Source organism: Massilia sp. KIM, from assembly GCF_002007115.1.
Classification (GTDB): domain Bacteria; phylum Pseudomonadota; class Gammaproteobacteria; order Burkholderiales; family Burkholderiaceae_D; genus Telluria.
The window spans coordinates 2,408,222-2,424,247 of the sequence record NZ_MVAD01000001.1; the positions used below are offsets into that span (position 1 = coordinate 2,408,222).

General features: G+C 67.3%; 11 protein-coding genes. 3 read left to right on the plus strand and 8 right to left on the minus strand.

What is annotated here, in order from left to right; all coding sequences use genetic code 11:
- Window positions 1-48: 48 nt before the first annotated feature.
- The gene (xth, locus tag B0920_RS10485) at window positions 49-816 is read left to right on the plus strand and encodes an exodeoxyribonuclease III (protein WP_078032441.1); all 768 of its coding nucleotides are present in this window, start codon (window positions 49-51) and stop codon (window positions 814-816) included.
- A 16-nt stretch (window positions 817-832) separates the two neighbouring features.
- Here the strand turns inward: xth and B0920_RS10490 are convergent, their stop codons facing one another.
- From B0920_RS10490 to B0920_RS10520, 7 genes are all read right to left on the minus strand, one after another.
- On the minus strand, window positions 833-3,430 hold the full coding sequence (locus B0920_RS10490) for an EAL domain-containing protein (RefSeq protein ID WP_078032442.1): 2,598 nt from the start codon (window positions 3,428-3,430) through the stop codon (window positions 833-835).
- A gap of 124 nt (window positions 3,431-3,554) precedes the next feature.
- Complete coding sequence (gene prpF / locus B0920_RS10495) at window positions 3,555-4,745, minus strand: 2-methylaconitate cis-trans isomerase PrpF (RefSeq protein ID WP_078032443.1); 1,191 nt, start codon at window positions 4,743-4,745, stop codon at window positions 3,555-3,557.
- A 354-nt stretch (window positions 4,746-5,099) separates the two neighbouring features.
- Complete coding sequence (gene acnD / locus B0920_RS10500) at window positions 5,100-7,706, minus strand: Fe/S-dependent 2-methylisocitrate dehydratase AcnD (protein ID WP_078032444.1); 2,607 nt, start codon at window positions 7,704-7,706, stop codon at window positions 5,100-5,102.
- Between the two features lie 210 nt (window positions 7,707-7,916).
- Complete coding sequence (gene prpC, locus B0920_RS10505) at window positions 7,917-9,074, minus strand: 2-methylcitrate synthase (protein ID WP_078032445.1); 1,158 nt, start codon at window positions 9,072-9,074, stop codon at window positions 7,917-7,919.
- Between the two features lie 18 nt (window positions 9,075-9,092).
- Window positions 9,093-9,983 (minus strand): methylisocitrate lyase, encoded by an 891-nt coding sequence (gene prpB, locus B0920_RS10510; RefSeq protein WP_078032446.1) that lies wholly within the window; start codon window positions 9,981-9,983, stop codon window positions 9,093-9,095.
- A 480-nt stretch (window positions 9,984-10,463) separates the two neighbouring features.
- On the minus strand, window positions 10,464-12,125 hold the full coding sequence (locus B0920_RS10515; RefSeq protein WP_078032447.1) for a cation acetate symporter: 1,662 nt from the start codon (window positions 12,123-12,125) through the stop codon (window positions 10,464-10,466).
- Window positions 12,122-12,448: a DUF485 domain-containing protein gene (locus tag B0920_RS10520; protein ID WP_078032448.1), complete on the minus strand. Its 327-nt coding sequence runs from the start codon at window positions 12,446-12,448 to the stop codon at window positions 12,122-12,124. Before B0920_RS10520 ends, B0920_RS10515 begins: the two co-directional genes overlap by 4 nt.
- Before the next feature lie 178 nt (window positions 12,449-12,626).
- On the opposite strand from B0920_RS10520, the gene prpR reads away from it, so the two are divergent.
- On the plus strand, window positions 12,627-14,285 hold the full coding sequence (prpR, locus tag B0920_RS10525) for a propionate catabolism operon regulatory protein PrpR (RefSeq protein ID WP_078032449.1): 1,659 nt from the start codon (window positions 12,627-12,629) through the stop codon (window positions 14,283-14,285).
- On the opposite strand, the gene B0920_RS10530 is transcribed toward prpR, so the two are convergent.
- Window positions 14,286-15,197: a LysR family transcriptional regulator gene (locus B0920_RS10530; RefSeq protein ID WP_078032450.1), complete on the minus strand. Its 912-nt coding sequence runs from the start codon at window positions 15,195-15,197 to the stop codon at window positions 14,286-14,288.
- Between the two features lie 92 nt (window positions 15,198-15,289).
- On the opposite strand from B0920_RS10530, the gene B0920_RS10535 reads away from it, so the two are divergent.
- Entirely contained in the window at window positions 15,290-15,889 is a 600-nt protein-coding gene (locus tag B0920_RS10535) for an isochorismatase family protein (RefSeq protein WP_078032451.1), read from the plus strand.
- The last annotated feature ends 137 nt before the right edge of the window (window positions 15,890-16,026 follow it).

Consider the following 16,026-nt stretch of genomic DNA (forward strand, 5'->3'; position numbering starts at 1 on the left):
GCCCTCCTTCGGCTATCATGTCGGCCCTGATCGCCTTTCCTTTGAAACATGAAAATCGCCACCTGGAACGTCAACTCCCTGAAAGTCCGCCTGCCCCATCTGCTGCAATGGCTCGCCGCCAATCCCGTGGATGTGCTCTGCATTCAGGAGACCAAACTCACCGACGACAAGTTCCCGCTGGCCGAAATCAACGAAGCCGGCTACCAGGTTGCCTTCAGTGGCCAGAAGACCTATAACGGGGTGGCGATCCTGTCGAAACTCCCGATCGAGGACGTGGTGAGGAACAACCCGCGCTTCGAGGACGAGCAGCAGCGCCTGCTGGCCGCCACCATCGGCGGCGTGCGCTTCATCTGCGCCTACGTGCCGAACGGCCAGGAAGTCGATTCCGACAAATACGTCTACAAGCTGGCCTGGCTGGCCGCGCTGCGCGAATGGGTGGCGGCCGAGATGCGCGCGCACGAGCAGTTCGCGATCCTGGGCGACTACAACATCGCGCCCGAGGCGCGCGACGTGCACGACCCGGCCGAATGGGAAGGCCGCATCCACTTCTCGGAACGCGAGCGCGCCGCCCTGCAGGAACTGATGGGACTGGGCTTGGCGGACGCCTTCCGCCTGTTCGAGCAGCCCGAGAAACAGTACAGCTGGTGGGACTACCGCCAGATGGCCTTCCGCCGCAACCGCGGGCTGCGCATCGACCATATCCTGCTGTCCGAGAAGCTGGCCAAGCGCTGCACCGCCTGCAGCATCGACCGCGAGACCCGCAAGTGGGAGCAGCCCTCCGACCACGCGCCGGTCGTGGCCACCCTCGCCGACTGAAGCGCCGCCAGGGCGCTCAGGCGACCAGGAAGGCGCCCACCTGGGCGGCCGGCAGCGGCCGCGCGAACAGATAGCCCTGGGCGAACTGGCAGCCGAAGGAGCGCAGCAGGGCGTACTGCGATTCGGTCTCCACGCCCTCCGCCACCACCGACAGCTGCAGGCTGTTGGCCAGCGCCATCACCGCCGCCACGATGGCGCGGTCTTCCGAACTCACGTCCAGCTCGCGCACGAAGGCGCGGTCGATCTTGATCTTGCGGACCGGGAAGCGCTTCAGGTAGGCCAGGCTCGAATAGCCGGTGCCGAAGTCGTCGATCGAGAGCGACATGCCCATCGCGTTAATCTGGCGCAGGGTCTCCAGCGTCTGGCCGCCGTGCTGCATCAGCGCGGTCTCGGTGATCTCGAATTCCACCAGCTTTGGGTCGATCCCGGTGTCCTGCACGATGCGGCGGATGGCGTCGATCAGCCCGTGGTGCATGAACTGGCGCGCCGACAGGTTGATCGCCAGCGGCACCACGTCCAGGCCTTCGCGCTGCCACTCCATGAGCTGGGCGCAGGCGCTGCGCACCACCCACTCGCCGACCGGCACGATCATGCCGCTCTCCTCGAGGATGGGAATGAATTCGTCCGGCCCGACCAGGGTCTCCCCGCCCCTGCGCCAGCGCAGCAGCACTTCCAGCGCGCGCGCGCGGCGCGTGGCGGTGTCCATGATCGGCTGGTAGTGCAGCTCGAACTCGCGCCGCGCCAGCGCCCCGCGCAGGCTGGATTCGAGCTCGAAATGGCGCGCCGCCGCCTGGTTCATGCGCTGGGTGAAGAACTGGTAGTTATTGCGGCCCGCCGCCTTGGCGTGGTACATCGCGGCGTCGGCATGGCGCATCAGGGTCTCGGTGTCCTCGCCGTCGTCCGGATAGACGCAGATGCCGATCGAGGGCGAGATGTGCAGGCTGTGGCCTTCGAAGGGGAAAGGCGAGGCCAGCGCCTCGATGATCTTGTCGCCCACCCGGCCACATTCCCCGCCGGCCTCGATCTCGGGCAGCAGCACCACGAACTCGTCGCCGCCCAGGCGCGCCACCGTGTCGCTCTCGCGCACCGCCACCACCAGGCGCTTGGCCACCTCGCGCAGCAGGTGGTCGCCGGTCAGGTGGCCGAGCGTGTCGTTGATGTTCTTGAAGCGGTCCAGGTCGATGAACATCAGGGCCAGCTTGCGGCCGCCGCGGTGGGCCGCGCGGATCGCGCAATCCAGCCGGTCCGACAGGAGCGCGCGGTTCGGCAGCCCTGTCAGGCTGTCGTGGTAGGCCATGTGGTGCACCCGCGCCTCGGCCTGGCGGCGCTCGATGATCTCTTCCTGCAGCAGGGCGTTGGCGCCGGCCAGTTCGGCGGTGCGCTCGGCCACCCGCACCTCGAGCTCGTCGCGCGCGCGCCGGATGGCGTCGGCCGCCTCGCGCTCGGCGGTGACGTCGTCGATCACCCAGACGCTGCGCCCGCTCATCTGCGACAGGTCGAAGGGGCGGCCCGACAGGCGCGCCCAGAAGCGCGTGCCGTCGCGCCGCACCAGCTGCTGTTCCGACATGTGCACGCGCCCGGCCGCGAAGTCGGCGGCGGCCAGCGCGCGCGCGGCCGACCAGCCGGCGTCGTCGGGATACAGGGAGCGCACCGTGAAGCCGTCGACGGCGCCGGCCTCGGCCCCGAACAGCTCTTCCATCTTGCGGTTGCAATGCAGGGTGCGGCCATCCTCGACCACGGCGATGCCCAGCACGGCGTTGTCGAGGATGGCGCGGTTCTCCATCAGCGCCACGCGCAGCGACTGCTCGTCGTTCTTCTCGCGGGTACGGTCCTCCAGCAGCCACACCGTGCCCTGCTCGGGCTCGTCGCGGTTGACCTGGTAGCCGATCATCTGCACCCAGATCGCGGCCCCGTCCTTGCGCAGCATGGTCGTCTCGGTGCGGAAGGGCAGCCCGCCGGCGAGCTGCGGGTAGGCGGTCTCGCCGAGTTCGTGGAAGGAGCTCTCGTCCGGATAGAGGATGCGGGTGCTGCTGCCCAGCGCCTCCGCCTCGGTCAGGCCGAACATCGCGGTGAAAGCCGGATTGCAGCGGCGGATCACGCGCTCGCGCGTGAACATGATGCCGACCGAGGCATTGTTCATGATCGCCTCGACCTCGTTCAGGGCCTGGCGGGTCTCGGTCACGTCCTCGATGATCCAGATCGTGCCCGCGCCGTGGTCGCGCGGATCGACCGCGCGCCCGCGCAGGCGGGCCCAGAACAGGCTGCCGTCGCGACGGCGGAAGGGGAATTCGCTGCGTTCGTAGAGTTTGCCGGCGGCCAGGACTTCATAGGCCTCGCCGGTCAGCTGCTGGTAGGCCTCGGGCGAGGGGAAGATGTGGATGGGCTTGAGGCACAGCAGCTCGTCGCGCCGGTAGCCGAACATCTCGCACACGCGCGGGTTGAAGGACTTGATCTCTCCCGGCATCGTGAAGGCGATGCCCACCGGCGCGTTCTCGAGGATGGCGCGCTGCTCCAGCACCAGGCGGCACAAGGCCGCCGCTTCCACATCGGGCTGCTCGTGCGCGCAGGCGCCGTCCGGCGGCGCCAGCTTCGTGTCGGTCGGGAAGCGATCCATTGTCGGGGCTACTTGTGCTGTTGCTCAAGAGAAATTGCCAATTTTCAATCATAGCCGAGAATTGGCAAACTCTCTACAACCGGAAGGCACATGAGGAAAAAACACCACAAGTGCCCCTGCCCGCTCAGAAGGCGTCGCCCGGCACCCTCACCCAGCCTTCCATCAGCACGCGCGCGCTGCGGCTCATGATCGCCTTGCTGACGCTCCATTCGCCGTTCGCCTCGACCGCCTCGGCGCCGACCCGCAGCGTGCCCGAGGGGTGGCCGAAGCGCACCGCCTGACGGGCGCCGCCGCCGGCCGCGAGGTTGACCAGGGTGCCGGGAATGGCGGCGGCGGTGCCGATCGCCACCGCGGCCGTGCCCATCATGGCGTGGTGCAGCTTGCCCATCGAGAGCGCGCGCACCAGCAGGTCGATCTCGCCGGCGGCCACCGGCTTGCCGCTCGAGGCCAGGTAGTCGGCCGGGCGCGCGACGAAGGCGATCTTGGGCGTGTGCTGGCGCTTGGCCGCGTCCTCGATGCGCTCGATCAGTCCCATGCGCAGGGCGCCGTGGGCGCGGATGGTCTCGAACATGGCCAGCGCGCGCGGGTCGCCATTGATCGCTTCCTGCAGCTCGGTTCCGGTATAGCCGATCGCCTCGGCATTGACGAAGATGGTCGGGATGCCGGCGTTGATCATGGTCGCCTTGAGGGTGCCGACGCCGGGGACCTCCAGCTCGTCGACCAGGTTCCCGGTCGGGAACATGGACCCGCCCGCGCCCTCCTCTTCGGCGGCCGGGTCCATGAATTCGAGCTGGACTTCGGCCGCCGGGAAGGTCACGCCGTCGAGTTCGAAGTCGCCGGTCTCCTGGACCTGTCCGCCGCTGATGGGCACGTGGGCGACGATGGTCTTGCCGATGTTGGCCTGCCAGATGCGGACCACGGCGACGCCGTCGCGCGGCACGCGTTCCGGATCGACCAGGCCGTTGCTGATGGCGAAGGGGCCGACCGCCGAGGACAGGTTGCCGCAGTTGCCGCTCCAGTCGACGAAGGGCTTGTCGATCGAGACCTGGCCGAACAGGTAATCGACGTCGTGGTCCGGGCGGGCGCTCTTCGACACGATCACGGCCTTGCTGGTGCTCGAGGTGGCGCCGCCCATGCCGTCGATCTGCTTGCCGTAGGGGTCGGGGCTGCCGATCACGCGCAGCAGCAGCGCATCGCGCGCATCGCCGGGCACGCGCGCGGATTCGGGCAGGTCGTCGAGGCGGAAGAACACGCCTTTGCTGGTGCCGCCACGCATGTAGGTGGCGGGGATCTTGATTTGGGGGGTGCTTGGCATATCGCGTCCAAAAAGATGTCAGTGTTGACCATTAACCGTCGTTCCCGCGAAGGCGGGAACCCAAGTTTGCGAGCGCAGCCGCTGTGCATGCAACACTTGGGTCCCCGCCTTCGCGGGGAGTCGTAGGCGCCAGTGGCGCGTACGACGTACTTACGGTGCCGTGCTGCATGCGTAGCCGCTGCGCACACAAACTTGGGTCCCCGCCTTCGCGGGGACGACGTGCTTATGGTGCAGTGTTGCATGCGTAGCCGCTGCACACACAAACTTTGGCCCCCGCCTTCGCGGGGAGTTGTAGGCGCCAGTGGCGCGTACGACGTGCTTAGGGTGCGGTGCTCATGTGCGTGCGTTGACCGCTCATGCCGCCGCCTTCGACGCCGACGACTCCAGGAAGTCCTGCGCAAAACGCTGCAGCACCCCGCCCGCCTCGTAGATCGCCACTTCCTCGGCGGTGTCGAGACGGCAGGTCACCGGCACCTCCACGGTCTCGCCTCCCTTGCGGTGGATGACCAGGGTAAGCTCGGCGCGCGGCGTGCGCTCGCCCACCACGTCGAAGGTCTCGGTGCCGTCGATGCCCAGGCTCAGGCGGTCCACGCCCGGCTTGAACTCCAGCGGCAGCACGCCCATGCCCACCAGGTTGGTGCGGTGGATGCGCTCGAAGCCCTCGGCCACGATCGCCTCCACGCCCGCCAGGCGCACGCCCTTGGCCGCCCAGTCACGCGAGGAGCCCTGGCCGTAGTCGGCGCCGGCGATCACGATCAGCGGCTGCTTGCGCTCCATGTAGGTCTCGATCGCTTCCCACATGCGCGTCACCTGCCCGTCCGGCTCGATGCGCGCCAGCGAGCCCGCCTTCACGTTGCCCATCGCGTCGCGCACCATCTCGTTCTTCAGGGTCGGGTTGGCGAAGGTGGCGCGCTGCGCCGTCAGGTGGTCGCCGCGGTGGGTGGCGTAGGAATTGAAGTCTTCCTCCGGCAAGCCCATCTTCGCCAGGTATTCGCCGGCCGCCGAATCGAGCAGGATGGCGTTCGACGGCGACAGGTGGTCGGTGGTGATGTTGTCGCCCAGGACCGCCAGCGGACGCATGCCGCGCAGGGTCCGCTCGCCGGCCAGCGCGCCTTCCCAATATGGCGGACGGCGGATGTAGGTGCTCATCGGACGCCAGTCGTACAGCGGGCTCACGCTCGCGCCGTCGTCCTGCACGCGCGCGAACATCGGCGTGTAGACCTTGCGGAACTGCTCCGGCTTGACGCTGGACTCGACGATGGCGTCGATCTCCTCGTCCGAGGGCCAGAGATCGGCCAGGCGGATCTCGCGGCCGGCGGCGTCCACGCCCAGCACGTCCTTCTCGATGTCGAAGCGGATGGTGCCGGCGATCGCATAGGCCACCACCAGCGCGGGCGACGCCAGGAAGGCCTGCTTGGCGTAGGGGTGGATGCGGCCGTCGAAGTTGCGGTTGCCCGACAGGACGGCGGTGGCGTACAGGTCGCGCTCGATGATCTCCTGCTGGATGGTGGGGTCGAGCGCGCCGCTCATGCCATTGCAGGTGGTGCAGGCAAAAGCGACCACGCCGAAGCCGAGCTTTTCCAGCTCGGGCATGAGACCCGCTTCTTCCAGGTACAGCGCAACGGCCTTGGAGCCCGGCGCCAGCGAGCTCTTTACCCAGGACTTGCGCACAAGGCCGGCGCGGTTGGCGTTACGCGCCAGCAGGCCGGCGGCGATCATGTTGCGCGGATTGTTGGTGTTGGTGCAGCTGGTGATCGCCGCGATGATGACGGCGCCGTCGGGCATCAGGCCCGGCTCGTTCTCCACCTTGCCGGCGATGCCGCGCGCCGCCAGTTCCGAGGTCGGCACGCGCTTGTGCGGATTCGAGGGGCCGGCGATGTTGCGCACCACGCTCGACAGGTCGAAGGTCAGCACGCGCTCGTATTGCGCGTTCTTGAGGCTGTCGGCCCAGAGGCCGGTTTCCTTGGCATAGGTCTCGACCAGCTTCACCAGTTCCTCGTCGCGGCCGGTCAGGCGCAGGTACTTGATGGTCTGCTCGTCGATGTAGAACATCGCGGCGGTGGCGCCGAATTCCGGCGCCATGTTGGAGATGGTGGCGCGGTCGCCCAGGGTCAGCGCGGCCGCGCCCTCGCCGTAGAACTCGAGGTAGGCCGAGACCACCTTGGACTGGCGCAGGAATTCGGTCAGGGCCAGCACGATGTCGGTGGCGGTGATGCCGGGCTGGGGTTTGCCGGTGAGCTCGACGCCGACGATGTCCGGCAGGCGCATCCACGAGGCGCGGCCGAGCATGACGCTCTCGGCTTCCAGGCCGCCGACGCCGATGGCGATCACGCCCAGGGCGTCGACCATCGGGGTGTGGGAGTCGGTGCCGACCAGGGTGTCCGGGTAGGCCACGCCGTCCTGGACCTGGATCACGGGCGACATGCGCTCGAGGTTAATCTGGTGCAGGATGCCGTTGCCCGGCGGGATCACGTCGACGTTCTGGAAGGCCTTCTTGGTCCATTCGATGAAGTGGAAGCGGTCTTCGTTGCGGCGGTCTTCGATGGCGCGGTTCTTGGCGAAGGCGTCGGGGTCGAAGCCGCCGCATTCCACGGCCAGGGAGTGGTCGACCACCAGCTGGGTCGGGACCACCGGGTTGACCAGGGCCGGGTCGCCGCCCTGCTGCGCGATGGCGTCGCGCAGGCCGGCCAGGTCGACCAGGGCGGTCTGGCCCAGGATGTCGTGGCAGACCACGCGCGCGGGAAACCAGGGGAAGTCGAGCTCGCGCTTGCGCTCGATGATCTGCTTGAGCGAGTCGGTCAGCGCGACGGGGTCGCAGCGGCGGACCAGGTTCTCGGCCAGCACGCGCGAGGTGTAGGGAAGCGTGTCGTAGGCGCCGGGCTGGATGGTGTCGACGGCGGTGCGGGTGTCGAAGTAGTCCAGCGAGGTGCCTGGGAGGGGTTTGCGGTGGTTTGAATTCATGGCGGTGCTCATGACGTACGTACTCGTGATGCTTGCTTGTTTAGCCAGCCGGGAGACCGTCGTCCCCGCGAAGGCGGGGACCCAAGTTCGTGCGCAGGCCACTCACGCAAACTTGGATCCCCGCCTGCGCGGGGATGACGGTCTTGAAGGTGCGGGTCAGGGTGTGAGCCGCTGCTACGCTGACGCTCCTTTTAGTGCGTTTACCTGCATTTATTTGCGCGCTTCGATCGGCACGAACTTCAGATCCTCCGGACCCACGTAGTTCGCGCTCGGACGAATGATCTTGTTGTCGATGCGCTGCTCGATGATGTGCGCCGCCCAGCCGGAGGTGCGCGAAATCACGAACAGCGGCGTGAACATGGCCGTCGGCACGCCCATCATGTGATAGGACACCGCCGAGAACCAGTCCAGGTTCGGGAACATCTTCTTCACTTCCCACATCACCGACTCCAGGCGCTCGGCGATGTCGAACATCTTCATCGAGCCGGCTTCCTGCGACAGCGAACGCGCCACTTCCTTGATCACTACGTTGCGCGGGTCGCTGATGGTGTACACCGGGTGGCCGAAGCCGATCACGACTTCCTTGTTGGCCACGCGGTTGCGGATGTCGGCCTCGGCTTCGTCGGCGTTCTCGTAGCGCTTCTGGATGTCGAGCGCGACTTCGTTGGCGCCGCCGTGCTTCGGACCGCGCAGCGCGCCGATCGCGCCGGTGACGGCCGAGTAGATGTCGGAACCGGTGCCGGCGATCACGCGGCTGGTGAAGGTTGAAGCGTTGAACTCGTGCTCGGCGTACAGGATCAGCGAGGTGTGCATCGCACGCACCCAGGACGCGCGCGGCTTCTCGCCGTGCAGCAGGTGCAGGAAGTGGCCGCCGATCGAATCGTCGTCGGTCTCGACCTCGATGCGCTTGCCGTTATGGCTGTAGTGGTACCAGTACAGCAGGATCGAGCCGAACGAGGCCATCAGACGGTCCGCGATGTCGCGCGCGCCGGCCAGGTTATGGTCGTCCTTCTCCGGCAGCACGCAGCCCAGCACCGAGGCGCCGGTGCGCATCACGTCCATCGGGTGGGCGCCTGCCGGCAGCGCTTCCAGCGCGCTCTTCACCGCCTGCGGCAGGCCGCGCAGCGATTTCAGCTTGGCCTTGTAGCCCTTCAGCTCGGCCACGGTGGGCAGCTTGCCGTGCACCAGCAGGTAGGCGATCTCTTCGAATTCGCAGGTGTTGGCCACGTCCAGGATGTCGTAGCCGCGGTAGTGCAGGTCGTTGCCCGACTTGCCCACCGAGCACAGCGCGGTGTTACCGGCGGCGACGCCCGACAGGGCGACGGATTTCTTGGGTTTGAAGGTCGGGGTCTCGTTGGTCTGGGTCATGCTTGGGTCTCCGGAGTTTTATTTGGATTTGTTGGCGGCGAACAGCGCGTCCAGCTTCTGCTCGTAGCTGTGATAGTCGATGCGCTCGTAGAGTTCGGAACGGGTCTGCATGGTGTCGACCACGTTCTTCTGGGTGCCGTCGCGGCGGATCGCGGTGTAGACGTTCTCGGCCGCCTTGTTCATGGCGCGGAAGGCCGACAGCGGGTACAGCACCAGGCCCACGTGGGCGCTCTTCAGTTCCTCGGTGGTGAACAGCGGGGTCGAGCCGAATTCGGTGATGTTGGCCAGCACCGGCACCTTCACGGCGTCGGCGAACTTGCGGTACATGTCCAGGCTCGTCATGGCTTCCGGGAAGATCATGTCGGCGCCCGCCTCCACGCAGGCCACGGCGCGCTCGATGGCGGCGTCCAGGCCTTCCACGGCCAGCGCGTCGGTGCGCGCCATCACGACGAAGTTCTCGTCGGTGCGGGCGTCGACGGCGGCCTTGACCCGGTCGACCATCTCGTCCTGGCTCACGATTTCCTTGCCCGGACGGTGGCCGCAGCGCTTGGCGCCGACCTGGTCCTCGATGTGGCAGGCGGCGGCGCCGGCCTTGATCAGGGAGCGCACGGTGCGCGCCACGTTGAAGGCCGAAGCGCCGAAGCCGGTGTCGACGTCGACCAGCAGCGGCAGGTCGCACACGTCGGTGATGCGGCGCACGTCGATCAGGACGTCTTCCAGGCCCGAGATGCCCAGGTCCGGCAGGCCGAGGGAGCCCGCGGCCACGCCGCCGCCCGACAGGTAGATCGCCTTGAAGCCGGCGCGCTTGGCCAGCAGGGCGTGGTTGGCGTTGATCGTGCCGACCACCTGCAACGGAGATTCTTCCTGAACCGCCTTGCGGAACGCGGCGCCTGCGGAGTATTGGCTCATTGCTTACCTTTCTTGATGCGTTGAAGAGTGACGTCCCACCTTAATGCAAGCGGCGTGCCATCTTGCTTGAGCGCACGCACATCCTCGTGATTTGTTTATTTTCAAGCACTTGTGTGAACGACGCGACGTTGCTGCGCAGGTGGGGATACGCGCGTGTTTCAACAATGTTTCATTATGAAACATCTGAGCGAAACTGTGAAACACCAGTACAGAACCGGCACCACAAAAGCGTCGTCCCCGCGCAGGCGGGGACCCAAGTGGCTGGCGTAATCGAAACGCCGAACTTGGGTCCCCGCCTGCGCGGGGACGACGGTGGTGGTTAGCCTGCCCCCCCCTCCCCGCGTGCGCGGGAACGACGGCGGTGCTTGGCTTGGGTCCCCGCCTGCGGGGGGCGACGGAGAGGATGCTTGGGTCCCCGCCTGCGCGGGGACGACGGATGGGATGGCTCGGGTCCCCGCTTGCGCGGGGACGGGCGAGCTGTCAGTGCGCCGAAGCGGCTGCTGCGCCGATGCCGGTTTCCGAACGCACTTCCTGCGCTTCGAAGCCGGCCTTGTCGATCGCGGCGCGCGGGCTCTTGTCAGTGACCGAGAAGAACCAGATGCCGAAGAAGCCCACCGCCATCGAGAAGATCGCCGGCGAGGTGTAGGGGAAGATCGGCGCGGCATTGCCCAGCACGTCGACCCACACCGACTTCGACACGATAGTCAGCACGACCGCGGTCGCCAGGCCCAGGAAGCCGCCGATGGTCGCGCCGCGGGTGGTGCAATCCTTCCACAGCACCGACATGAACAGCACCGGGAAGTTGGCCGAGGCCGCGATCGCGAAGGCCAGCGACACCATGAAGGCGACGTTCTGCTTCTCGAAGGCGATGCCGAGCAGCACCGCGACCACGCCCAGCACCAGGGTGGTGATCTTCGACACCTTCAGTTCGCTCGCGCTGGTGGCCTTGCCCTTGGCGAACACGGTGGCGTAGAGGTCGTGCGACACGGCCGAGGCGCCCGACAGGGTCAGGCCGGCCACCACCGCCAGGATGGTCGCGAAGGCCACGGCCGAGATGAAGCCGAGGAAGATGTCGCCGCCCACGGCCTTGGCCAAGTGGACCGCCGCCATGTTGTTACCGCCCAGCAGTTTGCCTGCCGCGTCCTTGAAGTCCGGGTTGGTGCCGACCAGCACGATCGCGCCGAAGCCGATGATGAAGGTCAGGATGTAGAAGTAGCCGATCCAGGTGGTCGCCCACAGCACCGACTTGCGCGCTTCCTTCGCGCTCGGGACGGTGAAGAAGCGCATCAGGATGTGCGGCAAGCCGGCGGTGCCGAACATCAGCGCCATGCCGAAGGAGATCGCCGAGATCGGGTCCTTCAGGAAGGTGCCCGGGCCCATGATCGACTCGCCCTTGGCGTGCACTTCGGTCGCGGTGGCGAACAGTTTTTCAGGGCTGAAGTTGTACTGCGCCAGCACCGAGAAGGCCATGAAGGAGGCGCCCGACAGCAGCAGCACGGCCTTGATGATCTGCACCCAGGTGGTCGCGGTCATGCCGCCGAACAGCACGTAGACCATCATCAGGATGCCGACCAGCACCACGGCGATCCAGTACTCGAGGCCGAACAGCAGCTTGATCAGCTGGCCGGCGCCGACCATCTGCGCGATCAGGTAGAAGGCCACCACCACCAGGGTGCCGGAGGCCGCGAACACGCGGATCGGCTTCTGGTGGAAGCGATAGGCGGCCACGTCGGCGAAGGTGTAGCGGCCCAGGTTGCGCAGGCGCTCGGCCATCAGGAAGGTGATGATTGGCCAGCCGACCAGGAAGCCGATCGCATAGATCAGGCCGTCGAAGCCGTCCAGGAAGACCGCGGCGGAAATGCCGAGGAAGGACGCGGCAGACATGAAGTCGCCCGCGATCGCCAGGCCGTTCTGGAAGCCGGTGATGCCGCCGCCGGCGGTGTAGAAATCGGAAGCGGAACGGGTCTTGGCCGCGGCCCACTTGGTGATGAACAGGGTGAGCACGACGAAGATCGCGAACATGCTGATCGCGGTCCAGTTGGTGGCCTGCTTGGCGGCCTGGCCGAGGTCGGGCGCGGCCATCACGGCGCCGCTGGCGGCGAGCAGCGCCAGCGCTGCAGTGCTGCGGTTCAGGTTCTTCATGCGTTCACCTTCTGGGCCTTGGCGACATTGGCCTTGATGGCGTCGGTCAGTTGATCGTATTCGCTGTTGGCGCGGCGCACGTAGATGGCGGTCACGATGATGGTAAAGGCAATGACGAACAGGCCCAGCGGAATGCCCCAGGACATCACACCGTCGCCGATGCGGCTGCCCATGAATTCCTTGTCGAAAGCGCAGAGCAGAGTGAAGCCGTAGTAGACGACCATCATGCTCCAGGTGAGGGCCCAGCCGAACTTGGAACGCCGTTCGACGAGCTTGCGGTAATTGGGGTCGCTCTTGACCCGCTTGACGATCTCTTGATCCACTTCTGTCTCCTGATGTTTTCGTGATGCCTATGCGGTACATGTGTTCCAGGCTGACTTCATCCTACGGGCGCGCGCTTACCGCATGCTTACGCGGATCCGATCTTTTCCGACGGCTGGCTGGACCGGCGCCGGCGTTCCAGCTTGAAACACCGCGGCGGAAATGCCTTACACTTGCGCCATGAGCTACCCCGCCCGCCCCGCCGCGGAAGGCGGCGACAAGCCCGTCATCTGGACGGTATCGGTGTCGCGCCTGTCCGACCTGTTCCGCGACATCACACTCGAATACGACCATCTTGCTTTGATCGAGCCGCTGCATCTTGGTTTCGACGAGGCCGCCCGCCACATCCGCGAACGCATGGCCACCGAGCGCTGCGACGTGGTGATCGCGGCCGGCTCCAACGCGGCCTATCTCAAGGGACGGGTGTCGGTGCCGGTGGTGGTGGCCAAGGCCAGCGGCTTCGACGTGATGCAGGCGCTGTCGCGCGCGCGCCGGGTGTCGAAGCGCATCGGCGTCATCAACTACCAGGCGCCGCTCAAGGAACTGGCCGAGTTCGCGGCCACCTTCGGCATCGAGATCGCCCAGCGCACCTACGTCACCGAAGAAGACGCGCGCGCCAGCATCAACGAGCTCAAGGCGGCCGGCATCGAGGTCATCGTCGGCGCCGGCCTGATCACCGACCTGGCCGAGGAGGCGGGCCTGACCGGCGTGTTCCTGTACTCGGCCGCCTCGATCCGCCAGGCCTTCGACGACGCGCTCGAGATGGCGCGCCTGACCCACCTCGAAGCCGGCCGCGGCCGCCGCCAGGCCAGCATCGACACGCGGCGCGCGCGGCGCGGGCTGAACGATTTGCGCGGCGAATCGGCCGCGATGGAAAGGCTGCGCCAGACCGTGGTGCTGTATGCGCGCTCGCCGGCCACGGTGCTGATCCAGGGCGAGACGGGCAGCGGCAAGGAAGTGGTGGCGCAGGCGATCCACCGCGAGGGCCCGCGCCGCGCGGCCCGTCCTTTCGTGGCCGTGAATTGCGGCGCGATCGCGGAATCGCTGCTCGAATCGGAACTGTTCGGGCACGAGGAAGGCGCCTTCACCGGCGCGCGCCGCGGCGGGCATGCGGGCCTGTTCGAGGCGGCCAACGGCGGCACCCTGTTCCTCGACGAGATCGGCGAAATGCCGCTCGCCCTGCAGACCCGCCTGCTGCGCGTGCTGGAAGAGCGCGAAGTGATGCGCGTGGGCGGCACGCGGCCGGTGCCGATCGACGTGCGGGTGGTGAGCGCCACCCACTGCGACCTCGAGGCGCGGGTGCGCGAGGGACGCTTTCGCGCCGACCTGTTCTATCGCCTCGCCGTGTTGCGCCTGAGCCTGCCGCCGCTGCGCGAACGGCGCGAGGACATCGCCGCGCTGGCCGAGTGGTCGCTCAAGACCGCGCTGGCGGCGCTCGACGCGCGGCCGCATCCGAACCTGCACGCCGAGATGAGCGCCTGCGCGCCCCTGCTGGAGGCCTATGCCTGGCCGGGCAACGTGCGCGAACTGCGCAACCTGATGGAACGCCTGGCCCTGTTCCTGGCGGCGGAACCGTTGCAGGCCCTGAGCCCGGCCTTCTTGCTGGCAGTGGCGCCGGAGCTCGCACGGCAGCCGGGCGCCCTGCCCTCGCCCGCGGCACTGGCAGGGCCGCTCACCGAGCCGCTCACCGAACCGCTTGCCGCAGGGTCGGCGAGCGCCGAGTCGGTCAGCGAGGTCCTGGCGCGCTTCAACGGACAGCGCGACCTCGCCGCCCGCCACCTCGGCATCAGCCGCACCACGCTGTGGCGACGCCTGAAAGCCGGAAGCCGCAAGCGCTGACTAGTCCGATCCCGCGGGACGGATCAGTTCCGGCAGCGCCGCCAGCCGCTCGCGCATGAAGGCGCTGAAGACTCGGGTCTTGGCCATCTGGCTGCTGGCCGGCGTGACCAGGTTGAGCCTGGTGGCCGGCAACGACCACTCGGGCAGCACGCGCCGCAGCGCGCCCTCGCGCTCCAGCGCCGTGGACAGGAAGACCGGGAGCACGCCGATCCCCGCCCCGCTGGCGATGGCGCGCCTTAGGAAACCCAGGCTGTTGGCGCTGATGCTGCTGCGCACCTCGACCTCCTGCACCACGCCGCCCTGCATCAGGCGCCAGGCGGCGCCATCGGGGTCCGGACGGAACAGGACGCAGCGGTGCTGCGCGAGTTCGCGCGGCAGGCGCGGCGTGCCGGCGCGCTCCAGGTAGGCCGGGCTCGCGAACAGGCGGCGCTCCATGTGTCCCAAGAAATTTACTTCAAGTCCAGCGTCGCGCAGTTCGCCGATGCGAAAGGCCACGTCGACGCCTTCCCTGAGCAGGTCGAGGTTGCGGCTGGCGAGATCGACCTCGAGCCGGATCGCCGGATGGCGCGCGGAAAAGTCGGCCATGGGCGCGGCCAGCCACTCGATCCCGAGTTCCACCGGCGCCGCCACGCGCAGGGTGCCTTCCGGATTGTCCTGGGCCCAGCGCAGCCGCTGGCCGGCGGCGTCGAGGGCGGCCAGCGCGGCCGCGCAGTCGTCGTGGTAGGTCCGTCCGGCCGCGGTGAGCACGGTGGCGCGGGTGGTGGTCACCAGCAGGCGGGCGCCGAGCGTGCGTTCGAGCGCATGGATATGCTCGCTGACGGTCGACTTGGACAGCCCGAGGCGCTGGGCCGCGGCGGTCACGCCGCCTTCGGCGACCACGGTGACGAAAGAGCGGATATGGTCAAGCTGCATGCGACTGTTCGGCTTGGCGAACGCGCCGTTCGGCGCGATCTCACGGCGGAGGGCCGCTCCTATACTCGGGTTTTCTCATGAATAAAGGATACATGATGAAGAATCTCTATACGAGCGATAACGCCGTGATGCTGCTGATCGACCACCAGGTCGGCACGATCAAGCTGTCCATCAGCACGCCCTACGACGAAGTCGTCCGCAATACGCGCGCGCTGGCGCGCACCGCCGTCGCCACCAAGATGCCGCTGATCTTCACCACCAGCCAGGAAGAACGTTTCCAGGGTCCGCTGCTGGACGATTTGCTGCGCATCGCGCCCGAGGCCCACGCGGCGCGGGTCAAGCGTCCGGGCACGGTCGACGCCTGGACCTATGCCCCGTTCAAGGAAGCGGTGCTGGCCACCGGCCGCCGCAAGCTGATCATGGCCGGCCTGACCAACGACGTGTGCATCGTCTACCCGGCCATCAGCGCCATCGAGGACGGCTTCGAGGTGCAGGTCGTGGTCGATGCCGGCGGTTCGCCGACCCGCCTGGCCGACGACATGGCCTTGCGCCGCATGGAACGCGCCGGCGTCATGCTGACCTCGACCAACCAGCTGATGGCCGAACTGGCGATGGACTGGTCGACGCCGGCGGGGTCCGCCATCCAGGGCATCATGTACGAGGAAATCCTCAAACGCCTGGTGGAGGCCTGACGCCGGCGCATTAACAAAAGTTTAATTTACTCCAATGCCATAAGTCGGAAAAACGCCGTATCATGTTGCATCACGCGGCTGGCGCCCAACCGGCGCCGGCCGGTCGTTACGGCGCACCCCGAGGAGCCGCATCCGGC